Annotated in this window: 15 protein-coding genes; 5 read left to right on the top strand and 10 right to left on the bottom strand. The window is 67.2% G+C overall.

What is annotated here, in order from left to right; genetic code table 11:
* Positions 1-47: 47 nt before the first annotated feature.
* On the top strand, positions 48-1,598 hold the full coding sequence (locus BR78_RS0116825; RefSeq protein WP_051683395.1) for a glycosyltransferase family 39 protein: 1,551 nt from the start codon (positions 48-50) through the stop codon (positions 1,596-1,598).
* Here BR78_RS0116825 and BR78_RS0116820 read toward each other — a convergent pair.
* The 3 genes from BR78_RS0116820 to BR78_RS0116810 are packed head-to-tail and all read right to left on the bottom strand — an operon-like array spanning position 1,532 to position 4,186.
* Complete coding sequence (locus tag BR78_RS0116820; protein ID WP_029937184.1) at positions 1,532-2,734, bottom strand: glycosyltransferase; 1,203 nt, start codon at positions 2,732-2,734, stop codon at positions 1,532-1,534. The genes BR78_RS0116825 and BR78_RS0116820 overlap by 67 nt on opposite strands.
* A 16-nt stretch (positions 2,735-2,750) precedes the next feature.
* Positions 2,751-3,263, bottom strand: a complete 513-nt coding sequence (locus tag BR78_RS0116815) for a DUF2141 domain-containing protein (RefSeq protein ID WP_025561276.1) — start codon at positions 3,261-3,263, stop codon at positions 2,751-2,753.
* Positions 3,260-4,186, bottom strand: a complete 927-nt coding sequence (locus BR78_RS0116810) for a hypothetical protein (RefSeq protein WP_029725689.1) — start codon at positions 4,184-4,186, stop codon at positions 3,260-3,262. The genes BR78_RS0116815 and BR78_RS0116810 overlap by 4 nt, the downstream gene beginning before the upstream one ends.
* Before the next feature lie 191 nt (positions 4,187-4,377).
* On the opposite strand from BR78_RS0116810, the gene BR78_RS0116805 reads away from it, so the two are divergent.
* Entirely contained in the window at positions 4,378-5,472 is a 1,095-nt protein-coding gene (locus BR78_RS0116805; protein WP_029937183.1) for a glycosyltransferase, read from the top strand.
* Between the two features lie 31 nt (positions 5,473-5,503).
* On the opposite strand, the gene BR78_RS0116800 is transcribed toward BR78_RS0116805, so the two are convergent.
* From BR78_RS0116800 to pyrE, 7 genes are all read right to left on the bottom strand, one after another.
* Positions 5,504-7,537: a TonB-dependent receptor gene (locus tag BR78_RS0116800; RefSeq protein WP_029937182.1), complete on the bottom strand. Its 2,034-nt coding sequence runs from the start codon at positions 7,535-7,537 to the stop codon at positions 5,504-5,506.
* Between the two features lie 122 nt (positions 7,538-7,659).
* Positions 7,660-8,280 carry a maleylacetoacetate isomerase gene (gene maiA, locus BR78_RS0116795; RefSeq protein WP_029937181.1) on the bottom strand — a complete coding sequence of 207 codons (621 nt, stop codon included), beginning with the start codon at positions 8,278-8,280 and terminating at the stop codon, positions 7,660-7,662.
* 22 nt (positions 8,281-8,302) lie between these two features.
* The gene (locus BR78_RS0116790; protein ID WP_025561083.1) at positions 8,303-9,466 is read right to left on the bottom strand and encodes an AI-2E family transporter; all 1,164 of its coding nucleotides are present in this window, start codon (positions 9,464-9,466) and stop codon (positions 8,303-8,305) included.
* Positions 9,463-10,344 carry a signal peptidase I gene (gene lepB, locus BR78_RS0116785; protein WP_025561082.1) on the bottom strand — a complete coding sequence of 294 codons (882 nt, stop codon included), beginning with the start codon at positions 10,342-10,344 and terminating at the stop codon, positions 9,463-9,465. Before lepB ends, BR78_RS0116790 begins: the two co-directional genes overlap by 4 nt.
* Positions 10,341-10,757, bottom strand: coding sequence for a holo-ACP synthase (gene acpS / locus BR78_RS0116780; RefSeq protein ID WP_025561081.1), 417 nt, complete (start codon positions 10,755-10,757; stop codon positions 10,341-10,343). The genes lepB and acpS overlap by 4 nt, the downstream gene beginning before the upstream one ends.
* Complete coding sequence (locus tag BR78_RS0116775; RefSeq protein WP_025561080.1) at positions 10,754-11,479, bottom strand: pyridoxine 5'-phosphate synthase; 726 nt, start codon at positions 11,477-11,479, stop codon at positions 10,754-10,756. Before BR78_RS0116775 ends, acpS begins: the two co-directional genes overlap by 4 nt.
* Complete coding sequence (gene pyrE, locus BR78_RS0116770) at positions 11,476-12,060, bottom strand: orotate phosphoribosyltransferase (protein ID WP_025561079.1); 585 nt, start codon at positions 12,058-12,060, stop codon at positions 11,476-11,478. The genes BR78_RS0116775 and pyrE overlap by 4 nt, the downstream gene beginning before the upstream one ends.
* Positions 12,061-12,239: 179 nt before the next feature.
* Here pyrE and coxB point away from each other — a divergent pair, with 179 nt between their 5' ends.
* From coxB to BR78_RS0116755, 3 genes are all read left to right on the top strand, one after another.
* Complete coding sequence (gene coxB, locus BR78_RS0116765) at positions 12,240-13,343, top strand: cytochrome c oxidase subunit II (RefSeq protein WP_025561078.1); 1,104 nt, start codon at positions 12,240-12,242, stop codon at positions 13,341-13,343.
* Between the two features lie 4 nt (positions 13,344-13,347).
* On the top strand, positions 13,348-15,024 hold the full coding sequence (gene ctaD / locus BR78_RS0116760) for a cytochrome c oxidase subunit I (protein WP_025561076.1): 1,677 nt from the start codon (positions 13,348-13,350) through the stop codon (positions 15,022-15,024).
* 156 nt (positions 15,025-15,180) lie between these two features.
* Complete coding sequence (locus BR78_RS0116755) at positions 15,181-16,281, top strand: serine hydrolase domain-containing protein (protein ID WP_025561075.1); 1,101 nt, start codon at positions 15,181-15,183, stop codon at positions 16,279-16,281.
* Positions 16,282-16,326 lie beyond the last annotated feature (45 nt).

Here is a 16,326-nt window from a genome sequence, read left to right as displayed (position 1 = left end):
ATGGTCTCGTTCCGGAAGCCGGACTCCGAACGTGGTATCCTGAACTGATGGCGGGCAACAGCGCCGTCGCCGTGCGCGCGGCGCGCCTGCCTTCGCTTGCTGCCGTCCTCGAGGCATTTCCGAACTGGTCGATCTTGCTGCTGGCTGCGATTGCCGTGCGCGCCATCGCCTTCGGCAATCCGGTCGTGCACGTCGACGAGGAATTCTATTTCTACACCGCGCAGCGGATACTCGACGGCGCGCTTCCCTATGTCGATATCTGGGACCGCAAGCCGATCGGGCTGTTCCTGATCTATCTTCCCGCGGCGGCGTTCGGCCCCGTGGCGGGGCTCTGGATCTATCAGGCGATGGCGCTGGCCAGCGTGGTGCTGACGGCGCTGGTGATCGTGCGTCTCGCCGGACATGCCGGCTGGGGCAGAGGCGGGCTGGTCGCGGCCTTGCTCTATCTCTTCATGCTCGGCTTCGGCGACGGCCAGAGCGGGCAGGCGCCGGTCTTCTACAATCTGATCACTGCCTCCGCGATGCTGCTCGCCTTGCCCTGCACCGCCTCGGCCGATTCGGAACGGCTGCGCAAGGGCAAGGCGGTCGTGGCGATGGCGCTGATCGGCGTCGCGATGCAGGTCAAATATTCGGTGCTGTTCGAAGGGATGTTCCTCGGCCTCTGGCTGCTGTGGCGCGAGCGTCGGCTGGGCTGTCCGACGCACCGTACCGCGCGGTTCGGCGCGGCTTTGGTCGCAGTGGCGATGGTGCCGACCTTGCTCGCCTGGGGCACCTATGCGGCGATCGGGCATGGCAACGCGTGGTTCTATGCCAATCTGGGCTCGATCTTCGACCGCAACAGCGATCCCCCGCTCGTGCTGCTCGGTGCATTCCTCAAGGTCGCGCTGATCCTCGCGCCCTTGTTGATCGTCAGCGGGCTTTCGCGCCACGTGCCGGTCAACCATGAGAGCGAGCATCCGATCCGCGCGCTCTATTTCGGCTGGCTGATCGCGTCGGTGTTCGGGCTGATCGTCTTCGGCACCTGGTTCAACCATTATGCGTTGCCGGTGATGCTGCCGGCATGCCTGTGCTGCGCGGGGTTCCTCGGCAGCCATCCGACCGGGCGACGGATCGTGGCGCCGCTGCTGTTGCTCGCCGCCGGGCTGGGCGGCGAATATACCGTGTGGAGCGCGAGCTGGCATCGCGGCAATGCCACGCAGCTCGAGACGCTGGCCGAGACGATCGGCCATGGCCCGGGCTGCATGTACGTCTATTCGGGCAATACGAGCCTCTATTCGCACACCGGACGCTGCACGCTGAGCCCCTGGGTGTATCCCAGCCATTTGTCGCGCGAGCGCGAGAATGGCGCGGTCGGCGTCGATCAGCTCGCCGAGATCGGGCGAATCTTCGCAAAACGGCCCGAGGTGGTCGTGATGGGCCCGGCATTTTCCGGCGAACGCGCCGAATCACGGGCGCTGACGATCACTCGGCTGCGCGAGGGCAAGTACGCGCTGCGCGGGCGCTACCCGCTCGGCAAGTCGCTGCTGGAAGTCTATGCCGCGCCGGGCAGCACGGCGGGGGTGGCGCCACCGCGTCTCGCAGCGAGAAGCCCTTCATAATAGGCCATCAGCTCGACCGTGTGGTCGCGGTCGCTGCGCACCTTGCCCGCGGCGACACGCGCAGCGGCGCGCAGGATCGCGGGCTCGCGCGCGAACATGCGGCGGATCGCATCGGCCGCCGACAGCGCATCGCGCGCGGCATAGGTCTCCGCGAACAAGGGGTCGGCCAGCTCGGCGAATCCGCCCTCATCGGGCCCGATCAGCGGCAGACCCGACGCCAGCGCCTCCGACGCGACCAGCCCGAACGGTTCGGCATCCGAACCGTGGATCAGCGCGTCGCAACTCGCCATGATCCGCGAGAGGCGAACGCGATCATAGACCGGACGGAAGATACGGATATGCGGGCTGCCGGCGATGCGAGTCTCGAGGTGGCGGCGCTCGGGCCCGTCGCCGATCAGGATCAGCCCGACCGGAATGTCGGTCGCCGCCGCCTCGACGGCGTCGATCACCAAAGGCCAGCGCTTTTCCTTGTGGTGCCGCCCGAGCCCGAGCAGCAAATGCCCCTCGGGCGGCAGGCCGCATTGCTCGAGCAGGGCGACGCGGAGCTTCTCGTCGCGCAGATCGGGCGAGAACCAGCTGCGTTCGATCCCGAGCGGCATCGACGCATCGACATGCATGCCCCGACGGCGGAAACGCTTGGCGAGCGCGGGGCCGTTGGTGACGAACGCGTCATAATGGCCGAGGAAGCGGTTCATGTAGCGCGTGTACCAGGCGAAGGCGTTCTCGACCTGGATCGGGCTGGCGACGCTGTCGAGCCAGCGCTGCGGATAGGCGCCGATCTGGTCACCATGCGCGAAGAACACCTTGAGCGCATCGCCCTTCCAATTGGCGACGGTCCAGGCAGGCAGCCAGGGCGAGCTGCATTCGACGATGTCGGCCTGGAGTTCATCGAGCACCGCCCAGACCGGCTCGTCCTTGACGAAGATGCAGTAATTGCGATCGAGCACCAGAGCCGGCGACTTGACCCAGCGGATGCGGCCGCCGCCGGGACGGTCCTCGACGCCGTCCTCCAGCGCGGGCGCCACCACGGTCAGCTCATGGCCCAGATCGGCCATGATGCCGATTTTGCGATCGATATAGGTGCGCACCCCGCCGCCGGTGGGCGAGTAGAATTCGTTGACGTCGACGATGCGCATTGCCGCCTCCTGAATCCTAGTCGAGCGGGCCGAAGCCGCCCAACCCCTTCAGATATTGCGCGCGCACCGTGATCTGACCCCCGGCAGGCGGAATGTTGACCAGCGCCTGGCGGACCTTTGGGCGGCTGCGGCCGAGCCGCTGGTTGCTCGGGAAGCCGGCGCCGTCCTGCCAGAAGTTGAACTTGTTCTTGCCGTCGCGGTCGTGCGTGAACAGCAACGCCCATTGCCCGGCGCTCGGCGCGCGGATGCACAAGGTGACCGGCCCGGAGGCGGGCGTGGCCGCCCAGATGCGGCGCATCTGCTTGCCCTCCGCCTTGATCGTGCGATCGTCCTTGAGGAAATCGGCCTCGTTGCCCGGATAGAGTTCGAGCTTGAGCCGGCCGCCGCGATCCTTGAGCCCGGTCACATTGACATAGAGCTTGGGGCCGACGCCGTGCGCGCACGATCCGTCGAGCGGATCCTGTGCCCGCGCGCTGCCCGGCAGCGCCAGCGCGGCCAGTGCAAAGGAGAGAAAAGCGGGGCGGATCATTGCTTGTTCCTCGTGATCAGGGCGTGCGCGCTGAAGCCCGCGATCAGCGCGACATGAGCGAGCAGAGTGAGCGCCGCGATCAGCGCCATCAGCTCCGACAGCGCCTCGCCCTGCCCGATCACCACGCCGGCGATCGTCGCGAAGGCGACTTCCTTGTTGGGGACGAGCGGCAGGCGCCACACGAGCAGGCGCCCGGCGGCCATCAGCAGCCAGAAACCCACCGATACCTGGGGCAATGCGAAGTGCCACGCGATGGCGATCAGCGTCGATCCGGTGAGGATACGCGCGCAATGGACGCCGAAGATCCACCAGAGCGTGCCGCGCGGCAGCGAGAAGACACGCCGCGAGAAGATCATGAACGGCAGCGACGTGGCGACGATGATCGCGATCGACCCCCATACCCAGTTCTGCTGGACATGGGTGAGCAGGCCCATGCCGAACGGCGCGGCGAGCAGGATCATCGCCAGCGTGACGGCATTGCCGGCGATCGCCGACAGGATCGTCACATCCTTGACCGCGCCGAAAGGCGCCGCGACCATCTGGGTGCGCTGGCGCGCCCAGGCGTAGAAATAGGCCTCGCCCGAATAGCCGACCAGCACTTCGTTCGAGATGCGCTTCTTGTGGAGCGCCGCCATGCCGGCGAGCGGGATGTTCCACAGCCGCTTGAAGATCACATAGTCGAAGGTCGGCGGGCCGAGATAATAAAGCGCGAAGGCCAGATAGAAGAACGGGCTGGTCGGCAGCCGCCGCGACAGGCCCGCAAGACCCGAATCGAACAATTCATGCGCCAGCGCGCCGATCATCAGCAGCGTCAGCGCGCCACCCAGCAACATCGGCCAGCGGCGCGTGATTTTTTCGACGGGTTCGAGGCCCGCAAGGTCCGGCGCGCTCCCCAAGGAGGCTTCGACAGCGCTGGTGTTCACCGAAGCCTCCACTGCTGGTTTGTTCACTGGGTCATTTCCGATGCAGACACGTCAAAACAAATTTCGCTTTGTTTCCGCGTCTTGCATCGCCTCCCCGATATGCGCGCCCGTGCGGAGATGGCCGATTGACAGCAGATTGCGGTTTATTGCGGGGGCGATTTGGGCCTAAGAGTGGCAATCCGCAAGGGCATATGTTGCACCGCACCTATTCCGAAACTGCCCAGCACATCCTCACCTGCGCCCAAAGCATGCGCGGCGGCGGGGTCGAGCGCGCGATGCTGCGCATGGCGGAAGGCTGGCTTCGCGCGGGTCGGCGCGTGACCCTGGTGCTCGGCAGCGACGAGGGGCCACTGGCCGCCGAGATCCCTGCGGGCATCGAGCTGATACGGCTCGACGATGCGCGTTATTCGGCGCTGTTCGCGCTCGCCAGGCATGTCCGGGCGACGGCGCCGGACCTGATCTTCTGTCCGGGCAATCATTATAGCGCAGCCGCGGCGATGGCGCGGCTGCGGCTCGGCCACGCATCGCCACCGATCGTCGCCAAGATATCCAACGCACTGGTCCGGCCCGAGCAGAGCCGTATCGCCGCCTGGGCCTATCGGCGCTGGCTCCGCCTCCACCCGCGCTTCCTCGATCATGTCGTGGCGATGACGCCGGCGATGGCGGCTGAGGCGAGGACGGAGATGGGGATGCCGGCCGATCGGGTGAGCGTCATCGCGAATCCACCAGCGACCACGCGCCCCGATGCCGCGCCAGTGACGCTGCCCGAGGGCCGCTATATCGTCGGGGTCGGGCGGCTCGAGCCACAGAAACGCTGGGACCGCCTGATCGCCGCGCTCCCGCATATCGCCGACAAGGAGGTCAAGCTCCTGATCCTCGGCGAAGGCAGCGCGCGCGGAGCGCTGGAGGCCCAAATGGCGTCGCTCGGCCTTGCGGCGCGAGTGTGGATGCCCGGCCACGTCGGCGACCCGCTACCCGCTCTTGCCGGAGCGGCGGTGGCGGCGCTCACTTCGGATTATGAAGGCGTTCCCGGCGTACTCCGCGAAGCCTTGTCGGTGGGAACCCCGGTCGTCTCGACCGAGTCGAGCGTTGCCGTCCGCGAGATCGTTACCTTGCCGGAGCAGGGGATCGTCGTTCCCCGCGAAAACCCTGATGCGCTTGTGGCGGCGCTGAACCAGCTACTCGATCCTGAACGCGCGCGCCCGGCCCCGGTTGTGGCGGCAGGCGATCCGATCGCCGATTATCTGGCGTTGTTCGATCGCTTGGTTGTAGCCCGTCACACCTGATTTGTGCTCCGGCCTGCGCCGGAGCACGGCATCAGCGCATCCGGTAGCGCATCCCCAGCCACAGGGTCCGCGGCGTCGCCCGCTCGACTACGCCTGGGCCGCTGATCCCCGCTTCCACCCGCGCATCGGCAAGATTCTCGGCGCGCGCCTCCACGCTCAGGCTTCGCGTGAGCGGCAGTGCGGCGGCCGCATCGAAAGTGAGCGCATCGGCGAGCTCGCGGCTGTTCTGGTCGTCCTCATATTGCGGCGAGGTGTACCGGGCAATGAGCGATGCACCGAGATCACCGCGCCGCCATGCCAGTGTCGCCGAGGCCTGATGCGCCGCGGTCTGCGCCGGGCGGAGATCGTCGAGCGCTGCGGCAACTCCCGAGGCACGGACGCGCGCGTCGACGAACGCGTAGGAGGCGCCGATGCTGAGCGGCCCGCGTTCGAACCTGCCGTCGAGCTCGATCCCGCGCGCTTCGACCGCGTCGAGATTCTGGCGCTGGCGATAGACGCCCGCCGCCGAGACGAAGCCGACCCCGGGAAAGGTGCCCGGGCCGCTGGCGAGCGTGACATTGGTGATCGCATCGTCGAGCCGGTTCCAATAGCCGGTGGCGCGTAGTGTCAGCGAAGGCGCCGGGCGCCAGTCGAGCCCCATTTCGGCCCCCGTCAGCCGCTCGGGATCGAGCGCGGCATTGGCCGCGGTGGCGTCGGCGCCGACGCGGAACGGGCGATAGAGTTCGTTGAGCGTCGGCAGCCGCCAGCCCCGATACGCCGCGGCACGCAAGGTCACGGGTCCGGCCGCGAACGCCACCCCCACCCGCCCCGTCGCTTCGGTACCGCTGCGATCGGCGAAGGCCAGATCGGTGAGCGCGGCCCCGCCGGCGAGCGGGCGTTCGATCAGCAAACCCTCGGCGATCGTCCAATGATCGAGCCGCCCGCCGGCATTGAGCGTGAGCGCCCCCGCTTCGTAGCTCAGATCGGCGAAGCTGCCGATCGTAGTGCTTTCGCCGCCCGCGACGCGGCGGCGCGTGGGCGCGCCCGCGACATACGTATAGCGCTCCTGGGTGCGGCCCGAGACATGGCGCACGTCGCCGCCCAGCCGGAGCGTCACGCCGCCGCCGATCGGCGGCTGGATCTCGATGCGTCCCCCCACGCCGGTCGCCGGGACATTATATTGGTCGAGCGTCGCCGTCGCCGTGGTGCGCGCGTCGTCGACGCTGGCGAAACCGCTCGCGAATTGGCGGGTCTGGACATAGCCGAGCGCCGACCAGCCCCAGCCGCCGCGCTTGACCAGCCGGATGCTGGCATCGGCACCGTCGCTGGTGATACGGGTGAAATCCACGCCGCGATCGCGCCGGTCGGTAAAACCCGAGACATTGACCTGGAGCTCGGTGCCGCTGCCCATATCGACGACGCCGCGCAGCGCGAGGCTCGCTTGCTCGTACGGCGCGGCGCGATCGGCGGGGCCGCGATCCTCCTCGACCACGGGGACGAAGCCGTCGCCCCGGCCATATTGTCCGGCAAGCGTGACGAAGCCGCTTCCCAGCATTGCCGAGGCCACCGCCGTCGCATCGACGCTGTCGCGGCTGCCATAAGCGGCGCGGAGCTGGAGCGCACCAAGATCGGCGGGCGTGCCGCTGGTCAGGTCGATCGTGCCGGCGAGCGCCCCCGGCCCGGCATAGCCGCTGCCGCCGCCGCGCGTGATACGCACCGACGCAAGCCGCTCGGGCAGATAAGCGGGGAACGCCACCCAGCCGCCGAAGGGGTCGGCCTGCGGCACGCCGTCGAGCATCACCAGCGCCCGGCTCGAGGCATTGCCGCCCAGTCCGCGCAGCGTCACACCCTGGCTGGTCGGGTGCGCCGAGCGCGAGTCCGAGCGGCGGAACTGCGCCACCCCGGCGGCGTCGCGCAGCGCGTCCTCGAGCCGATTGCCGGCAGTGGAAGTCAGCCGCTCGCGGGGAATCGTGACCACATCATATGCGGCCTCGCCGGGCGGGGCATCGAGGCCGCGGCCGGTGACGATTATTTCGTTGGGGTCGGTCTGGGCGAGGGCGGGGAAAGGGAGCAGGAGCGACAGCAATAATAAGCCGCTTCCCTTCAGGGGAGAGGTTGGGGTGGGGCTTGTCCTCAGGCGACGCAGCTCGCGGCATTGCCCCACCCCCAACCCCTCCCCTGAAGGGGAGGGGCTTAAGAAAGGGCGATTCACTTCGTCGCCACGCGGTCGGGATGCGCGGCGGCGAAGGCTTCGAGCTCCATCGCCGCCGCATCGGCGCGGACCAGCTTGGGATAGGCGTCGAGCGGGGTGGCGAAGCGGCGGGCGTTGAACATCTGGGGGACCAGAAAGACGTCCGCGATATTGGGCGCAGTGCCCCCAAGGAAGGGACCCTCGCCCGCCATCGCCTCCAATGCAGCGAATCCCTCCGCGATCCAGTGGCGCGTCCATTCGTCGCGCGCATCGTCGTCGACGCCCATCGCCTTGAGTCGCCGCATCACCCGGAGATTGTTCAGCGGATGGGTATCGGCGGCGATCACCAGCGCCTGCGCCATCGCCGCGGCGCGGGCATCGGGGTCGAGAGGGATCAGCCGCGGCTCGGGATAACGCACATCAAGCCAGTCGATGATCGCGAGGCTCTGGGTCAGCACCTTGCCATCGACCTCCAGCGCGGGAACGAAGCCCTGCGGGTTCAGCGCGAGATGTTCGGGGCTGCGCTGCTGGTTCTCGAGCAGCATCACGTCGCGCCGCTCGTACGCGATGCCCTTCAGATTGAGTGCGATCCGGACGCGATAGGCCGCGGAAGAGCGGAAATAGTCATGGAGCAGCATGGGATCTCCCCGGTGGCTCAGGTCAGTGGGGGTTGCCCGGCGGTTCCGCGATCGTCGCGGCAGCGGCGACGGTGTCGCGGTGGCGCACGCGCCAATGGAAGCCGCGAGGCTCCTTGTCTTGCGCCTTCGCGGCGCGTTCTGCCTCGCTTTCGAGCGCCACCTTGATCATCGCGACGATCGGATCGGCGAGCGCCAGCCCCATGAAACCGAACAAGGTGCTGGCGAGGATCTGCGCCGAGAGCGTTAGCGCGGGCGGCAGATCGACCGTCTTCTTGGCGACCAGCGGAATCAGCACATAGCCATCGAAAGTCTGCACGCCGAAATAGACTGCGATCGCCCAGAAGCCGGTGTCGGTCCCCGCGCTGAACCCCACCGAGATCATCAGCACGCCGCTGACGAACGCGCCGATATTGGGGATGAAGGCGAGGATGCCGGTGATGATGCCGAGCAACAGCGCCATCGGCACGCCGGCGATCGACAACAGGATCCAGGTCACCACGCCTTCGAACACCATGCCGAGCAGGCGCCCCGCCAGCAGCACGCGCAGCATCCGCGCCATCCGGCCGATCGTCACCGAGAAATCGTCGCGCGCGGCGACCGGCACCATCCATTGCAGCCCGCGCTCATAGATGCGCGGCTCGATTGCGACGAACAGGCCGATCGAAAGCACCATCAACAGGCTCGCACCGGCACCGAGCACCGATCCCACCGCGGAGGTCAGCCGCCCGATCGAGCCAAGCGCCTGTTGCGCCATGCTGGTGATGTCGGCGCGCCCGGGCATGAGCCCGAGGCTCGATATCCACTCGACGACGCGGTTGCCCTGAACCTCCAGCGTGGTGCGGAGCTGTTCGGCCTGCAGCGCGATCTGGACCCCGGTCAGATAGAAGACGCTGCCGATGAAGCCGAGCACGAACAAGACGACGATCAGCAGCCGCAGCCCGCGCGGGATCGGGAGCACGCGGCCGAGCAGCCGCACACCGCCATCCAGCATCGAAGCGACGACGAGCCCGCCGAAGATGATCAGCAGCGGCTGGATCAGCAACACGATCAGCGCCACGCCGATACCCAGCCCGAACCATACCGAAGCGCGCTTCAGCTCGGCGCGCACGATCGGATCGCGCAGCTCGTTGGGGCCGGGCTCCTGAACGACCCGAATACCCTCACTGTGCGGCGATTCGGCGCTCATTTGGCTTCCTGCGTCGGATGGAGCGAAGTGCCGGCACGGCCCGAGCGGAACGAGGCAGGCCAGCTCAGCGGATTCCAGCTTGCGCTGCCGTCCAGCGAGAAAGTGATGAATTCGGCGCGGCCGCCGATATTCTCCCACGGCACCGGACCGCCGAGCCCGTTCTGTGCAAGCGTGAAGCGGCTGTCGGCGCTGTTGTCGCGATTGTCGCCCATCAGGAAGACGCGATCCTTTGGCACGCGGATCTCGGCGAAATTATCGCCTGGGCTCCAGCCGAGGTCGACCGTGTCGTACGACCGGCCATTGGGAAGCGTCTCGCGATAGATCGGCAGGCGGCAGACCTTGTTGCCGCTGGCGTCGCTGACCAGCCGATCGCGATAATGGTCGGGGTCGCAGCGGGTGTTGGCGTCGACCGGAACGTCGCGGGTGCCGGCGGCGCGGCGCGGAATCGCCTTGCCGTTCAAATAGACCACGCCGTCGCGCACTGCGATCGTGTCGCCCGGCAAGCCGATCACGCGCTTGATATAGTCGGTCTCGGTCCCCGGCGGGGTCACGATCACCACGTCGCCGCGCTTCGGCAGGCTGCCGAACAGCCGGCCGGACATGAAGGGCAGCAAGTGGAAGGTCGGCGTGACGAAGCTGTAGCCATAAGGATATTTGGTGACGACCAGCCGATCGCCCACCAGCAGCCCCGGCATCATCGATTCGGACGGGATATAGAAGGGCTTGGCGACGAGGCTGTGGAAGCCGAGCACGGCCAGCACCAGCCAGAATATGCCGCGCAATTCGGCCCACCAGTCGGTGCCCCGGCGGGTTTCGGCCGCGCCCTCGTGCAAACCCTCTTCGTGCGTCAACGCCAACTCATCCGCGACCAAGGTCATGTATCGTCCTTCCCGACCGCGATCGCTTCGATCATCACCATGGCATAGGCCCAGGGATGATCGTCGGTCAGGGTGAGATGCACCCTCGCCACGTGGCCGTCGGGAGTGAGGGCGTCAAGCCTCGCCTTCGCCCCGCCGGTCAACGCCAGCGTCGGCGCCCCCGAAGGCGCATTGACGACACCGATGTCCTTGAGGAACACGCCGTTCTTGAACCCGGTTCCGACCGCCTTCGAAAACGCCTCCTTGGCGGCGAAACGCTTGGCCAAGGTCGCGGCATAATTGTGCGGCCGGCGGGCGGCCTTTTTCAGCTCGATCTCGGTGAAGGCGCGCTGCTCGAAGCGCGTGCCGAATCGGTCGAGCGAGGACTGGATGCGCTCGATGTTGCAGAGGTCGGAGCCAAGGCCGAGGATCACCGCGCCGAATCCATCAGCGCGCGCATGCGCAGCACCACCGGAACCAGCCCGTCGAAGATCGCCTCGCCGATCAGGAAATGGCCGATATTGAGTTCCATCACCTGCGGGATCGCGGCGATCGGGACGACATTGTCGAAGGTCAGGCCGTGACCCGCATGCGGCTCGAGCCCCGCCTTGACCGCGAGCGCGGCGGCGTCGGCGATACGACGCAGTTCGTCGGCGCGGGCGTCCTCGGCCAATTCGCAATAGCGGCCGGTATGCAGCTCGACCACCGGCGCGCCGAGGCGGAGCGCGGCGTCGATCTGGCGCTCGTCGGGCTCGATGAACAGCGACACGCGGCAACCGGCGTCGCGAAGTTTCGCCACCATCGGCGCGAGGTGATTGTGCTGCCCCGCCGCGTCGAGCCCGCCTTCGGTGGTGCGCTCCTCGCGCTTCTCGGGGACGATGCAGACGGCGTGCGGGCGATGGCGCAGCGCGATCGCGAGCATTTCCTCGGTCGCCGCCATTTCGAGGTTGAGCGGGACGGTCAGCTCGGCGGAGAGCCTGGCGATGTCGTCGTCGGTGATGTGGCGGCGATCCTCGCGCAGATGCGCGGTGATGCCGTCAGCGCCCGCCGCGGCGGCGAGCAGGGCCGCGCGTACCGGATCGGGATAGCCCGAACCGCGCGCGTTCCGCACGGTGGCCACGTGATCGATATTGAGGCCGAGGCGAAGTTTGCTCATGCCGCCGCACGACTCCCGGGCTTGATCGCGGGGATCTCCGCCAGCTCGGGCGGCAGCGCGTCGGGTTCGTAGGTGGGGACGTCGAGCTGGAGCAGCGAGAAGAACGGCACGTCGAATGCCGCCTTGCCGCCCGAGCGATCGACCAGCGAGGCCATCGCGATCACCTGGCCGCCGGCTTCCTCGATCGCCCTGATCGCTTCGCGCGACGAAAGGCCGGTGGTGACGACGTCCTCCATCATCAGCACTTTCTGGCCGGCTTCGAGTCGGAAACCGCGGCGCAGCTCGAAGGTGCCGGTGGGGCGTTCGACGAACATCGCCTCGACACCCAGCGCGCGCGCCATCTCGTGACCCGCGATCACGCCGCCCATCGCCGGCGATACCACCGCGGTGATCTGCGCGCGAAGCTCTGCGGGGATCTGGGCGGCAAGCGCCTCGGCCAGCCGGCTCCCGCGTGCCGGATCCATCAGCACGCGTGCGCACTGCAGATAACGCGAGCTCCTGAGCCCCGAGGAGAGGATGAAATGACCCTCGAGCAGCGCGTCGGCGGCGCGGAACTCCTCCAGAATCTCGTCTCGGGTCAAACCATGCACTCCTTCAGCTTCGAGCGGCGGCAACTCTTAAGGGGGGCACCCCGCCACCGCAACGGCCATGCAAAAAGGGTTGAGAATGGGGTCGAGCGGGGTATAGGCCCCTGACTCGGGTCCTTTTCCTTTTTTCTCTCGCCTACGGCGCAGCCACGCGAACAGGGTGAATATACAAGATGCGCATGCTTGGGTTGACTTCGATTGTCCTGGCAGCGGGGCTGGCGCTTGGGGCGCCCGGCCATGCCCAGGAACCCGCCGCCGCGCCTGCGGCAAACGCCACGGCGCCCGCCGCCGCCACAGCTGAGGCGACCGCCACGCCCGCAGCGGCTGCGACACCCGCAGTCGCCGATCCTACGCTCGACGCGTCGGGCAAGCCGCTGCTCGGCCCGTCCAAGACGGTCGGCCAGCCGCAGGACAGCCTGTTCGGGCTGCAGGAGCAGGTCACGCCCAATGGCCGCGAGGCGCATTGGTTCCACAACGTGATCCTCGTGCCGCTGATCACGATCATCTCGCTGTTCGTGCTCGTCCTGCTGCTTTGGGTGATGTTCCGCTATCGCCGCGGCGCCAACCCGACGCCGTCGCGCACCAGCCACAACACCGCGATCGAGATCGTGTGGACCTTGCTGCCGGTGCTGATCCTGATCGCGATCGCGGTCCCCTCGATCAAGCTGCTCGCCGCGCAGTTCAAGCCCGCGCCCGACAATGCCGTGACGCTCAAGGCGATCGGCAACCAGTGGTTCTGGAGCTATGAATATCCCGATCACGGCGACATCAAGCTGACCGCGAACATGCTCAAGGAGCAGGCCGACGTTCCCGCCGGCCAGCGCTACCGCACCGATGTCGACGGTCCCCGCCTGCTCGCGACCGACCAGCGTGTCGTGCTGCCGGTCGGCGTGCCGATCCGCCTGATCACCACTGCGCAGGACGTGATCCACAGCTGGGCGGTCCCCGCCTTCTGGATCAAGCTCGACGCCGTTCCCGGCCGCCTCAACGAGACCAGCTTCGTCATCGAGAAGCCGGGCCTCTATTTCGGCCAGTGCTCGGAGCTGTGCGGCGCGCGCCATGCGTACATGCCGATCGCAGTCGAGGCAGTGAGCCCCGAAGTGTTTGCGCGCTGGGTCGCATCGAAGGGCGGCAAGATGCCGACTCCGAAGGGAGCCGCCGCTGCGCCGGCACCCGGCAACGAGGCGGCTCCTGCCGAAACCAACGCCGCCGAGCCGGCAGCCACCAACGAAGCCGCGGCCGACAACGCCGCCGCCGGCAACACGACGGGCAACTGAGACCATGACCGACACCGCCGTTCCCTATGCCGCGCATGCCGATCATGCGCATGACCATCACGATGCCGACCACAAGCCGGGCTTTTTCGCCCGCTGGTTCATGTCCACCAATCACAAGGACATCGGCACGCTCTATCTGATCTTCGCGATCGTCGCCGGCATCATCGGCGGCGGCATCTCGGGCCTGATGCGGCTCGAGCTGGCGGAACCGGGCATTCAGTGGCTGCCGACCTGGCTGACCTATCTGCACGGCGGCGGGCATTCGCTCGACGACGCGCTCCACTTCTGGAACGTGCTGATCACCGCGCACGGCCTGATCATGGTCTTCTTCATGGTCATGCCGGCGATGATCGGCGGCTTCGGCAACTGGTTCGTACCGATCATGATCGGGGCGCCCGACATGGCGTTCCCGCGGATGAACAACATCTCGTTCTGGCTGCTGATCCCGGCCTTCACGCTGCTGCTCGCCTCGCCGTTCGTCGGCGTCGGCGCGGGCACCGGCTGGACGGTCTATGCCCCGCTCTCGACTTATGGCGAGCCCGGGCCCTCGGTGGACATGGCAATCCTGTCGCTCCACCTCGCGGGCGCCAGCTCAATCCTCGGCGCGATCAATTTCATCACCACCATCTTCAACATGCGCGCGCCGGGCATGACCCTGCACAAGATGCCGCTGTTCGTCTGGTCGGTGCTGATCACCGCGTTCCTGCTGCTGCTGGCGCTTCCCGTGCTCGCCGCGGCGATCACCATGCTGCTGACCGACCGCAATTTCGGCACGGCATTCTACGATCCCGCCTACGGCGGCGATCCGATCCTCTACCAGCACCTGTTCTGGTTCTTCGGCCATCCCGAAGTGTACATCATGATCCTGCCGGGCTTCGGCATGGTCAGCCAGATCGTCTCCACCTTCAGCCGCAAGCCGGTGTTCGGCTATCTCGGCATGGCCTATGCCATGGTCGCGATCGGCCTGGTCGGCTTCGTCGTCTGGGCGCACCACATGTTCACCACCGGCCTCAGCGTCACCGTGAAGATGTACTTCACTGCGGCGACGATGGTGATCGCGGTGCCCACGGGCGTGAAGATCTTCTCGTGGATCGCGACGATGTGGGGCGGCTCGCTGAGCTTCAAGACCCCGATGGTCTGGTCGCTCGGCTTCATCTTCATGTTCACCGTCGGCGGCGTGACCGGCGTGGTGCTCGCGAACGGCGGCGTCGACGATTACATGCAGGACACCTATTACGTCGTCGCGCACTTCCACTATGTGCTCTCGCTCGGCGCGGTGTTCTCGCTGTTCGCCGGCTTCTATTACTGGTTCCCGAAGATCTCGGGTCGGATGTACAACGAGCTGCTCGGCCAGCTGCACTTCTGGGTGTTCTTCATCGGGGTGAACGTGATGTTCTTCCCGATGCACTTCCTCGGCCTGCAGGGCATGCCGCGCCGCTATCCGGACTATCCCGACGCCTATGCGCATTGGAACCTGGTCGCGAGCTATGGTTATCTGCTCATGTTCGCGGGCGTGGCGATCTTCTTCGTCAACATCCTCTGGTCGCTGTTCGCCGGCAAGAAGGCGGAAGCCAATCCGTGGGGCGAAGGCGCGACGACGCTGGAGTGGACGCTGTCCAGCCCGCCGCCGTTCCACCAGTTCGAGACGCTGCCGGTGATCGACGGCGGCGATCACCACTAAGCCATCTGCCGAAAGGCGGACGCAGGCGCCCCGGGGGAAACTCCGGGGCGTTTTGCTTTGGGGTCCAGGCTGTATTGCTCTTGTAAGGCACAAGGCGGCGCGATAGCCTCGGCGCTGCGATTCCATGAGATCGCTGGACTCCCGGGGGGAGGCAGAATGCGCGTCCTATTGCTCAGCTCGATCGCCGCGCTGGTCGCGGTCGCCGCACCGGGGGCTGGCGCGACGCCGGTGCGTCCGGTTCCAACCACAGGGAGGAGTCAGGCCGGCCTTTCCGCCGCTGCCGACGGCGTGGTTCGCGATGCGATGCGCAAGCAGAACATCCCCGGCGTCGCGCTCGTCGTCCTGCGCGACGGCAAGGTCGTCCACCAGGCGGGCTACGGCATCGCCGATCTTGAGCAGGACCTGCCCGTCCGCCCCGACACCGCGTTCAACATCGGCTCGCTCAGCAAGCAGTTCCTCGCCGAAGGAATCCTGCTGCTGGTCCAGGAGGGCAAGGTCGCGCTCGATGCGCCGGTGTCGCGCTATCTGCCCGATGCGCCGTCCAGCTGGTCGGCGATCACGATCCGCCATCTGCTCAGCCATACCGGCGGGCTCGTCCGCGAGGCGCCGGGATTCGACGGCGCCAAGGTGCAGAGCGACATCGACGTCATCCGCTCGGCCTATGGCGTGCCGCTGAACGCCCCGGCGGGCACGCGGTTCGAATATAGCAATCTCGGCTATTTCATCCTCGCCGAAGTGATCAGCCGTACGTCGGGCAAGCCCTGGCCCGCCTTCTTCGCCGAGCGCGTCTTCGGTCCGCTCGGCATGAACGCGACGCGGCCGACCAGCCTCGTCGATCTGATCCCGAATCGCGCGCGCGGCTATGCCTGGGAGGAGGGGCGCTTCCGCAACGCCCAGTCCTATCTGGCGCTTCGCCCCAGCGGCGCCTTCACCTCGACCGTCGCCGACCTCGCCAAATGGGAGAAGGTGCTGGCCCAGGGCGGCCTCACCGGCGGCGCGCCGCGCGCGGAGATGTGGACGCCCGCGAAGCTCTCCAGCGGCGAAACGGCGCCCTACGGCTTCGGCTGGCGGCTCGAAACCGTCGACGGCCATGCCGAGATCAACCATGGCGGCAGCCTGCCCGGCTTTCGTTCCTATTATCTGCGCTATCCGGAGGCGAACCTCGCCATCATCGTGCTGACCAACAACAACGGCGCCGTACCCGGCGAGATCGCCCGCGGGATCGCCAGGCTCGTGCTGGCGAAGCCCGGCGCCTAGATCGCGGCCCTTTCGCCTTTTGCAAGCGGGGCTTATAGCGCCTCG

This window comes from Sphingomonas sp. UNC305MFCol5.2, from assembly GCF_000712135.1.
Taxonomy (GTDB): Bacteria; Pseudomonadota; Alphaproteobacteria; order Sphingomonadales; family Sphingomonadaceae; genus Sphingomonas.
The sequence above is the reverse complement of the archived record's forward strand: the minus strand, read 5'-3'. Positions and strand labels throughout refer to the sequence as shown.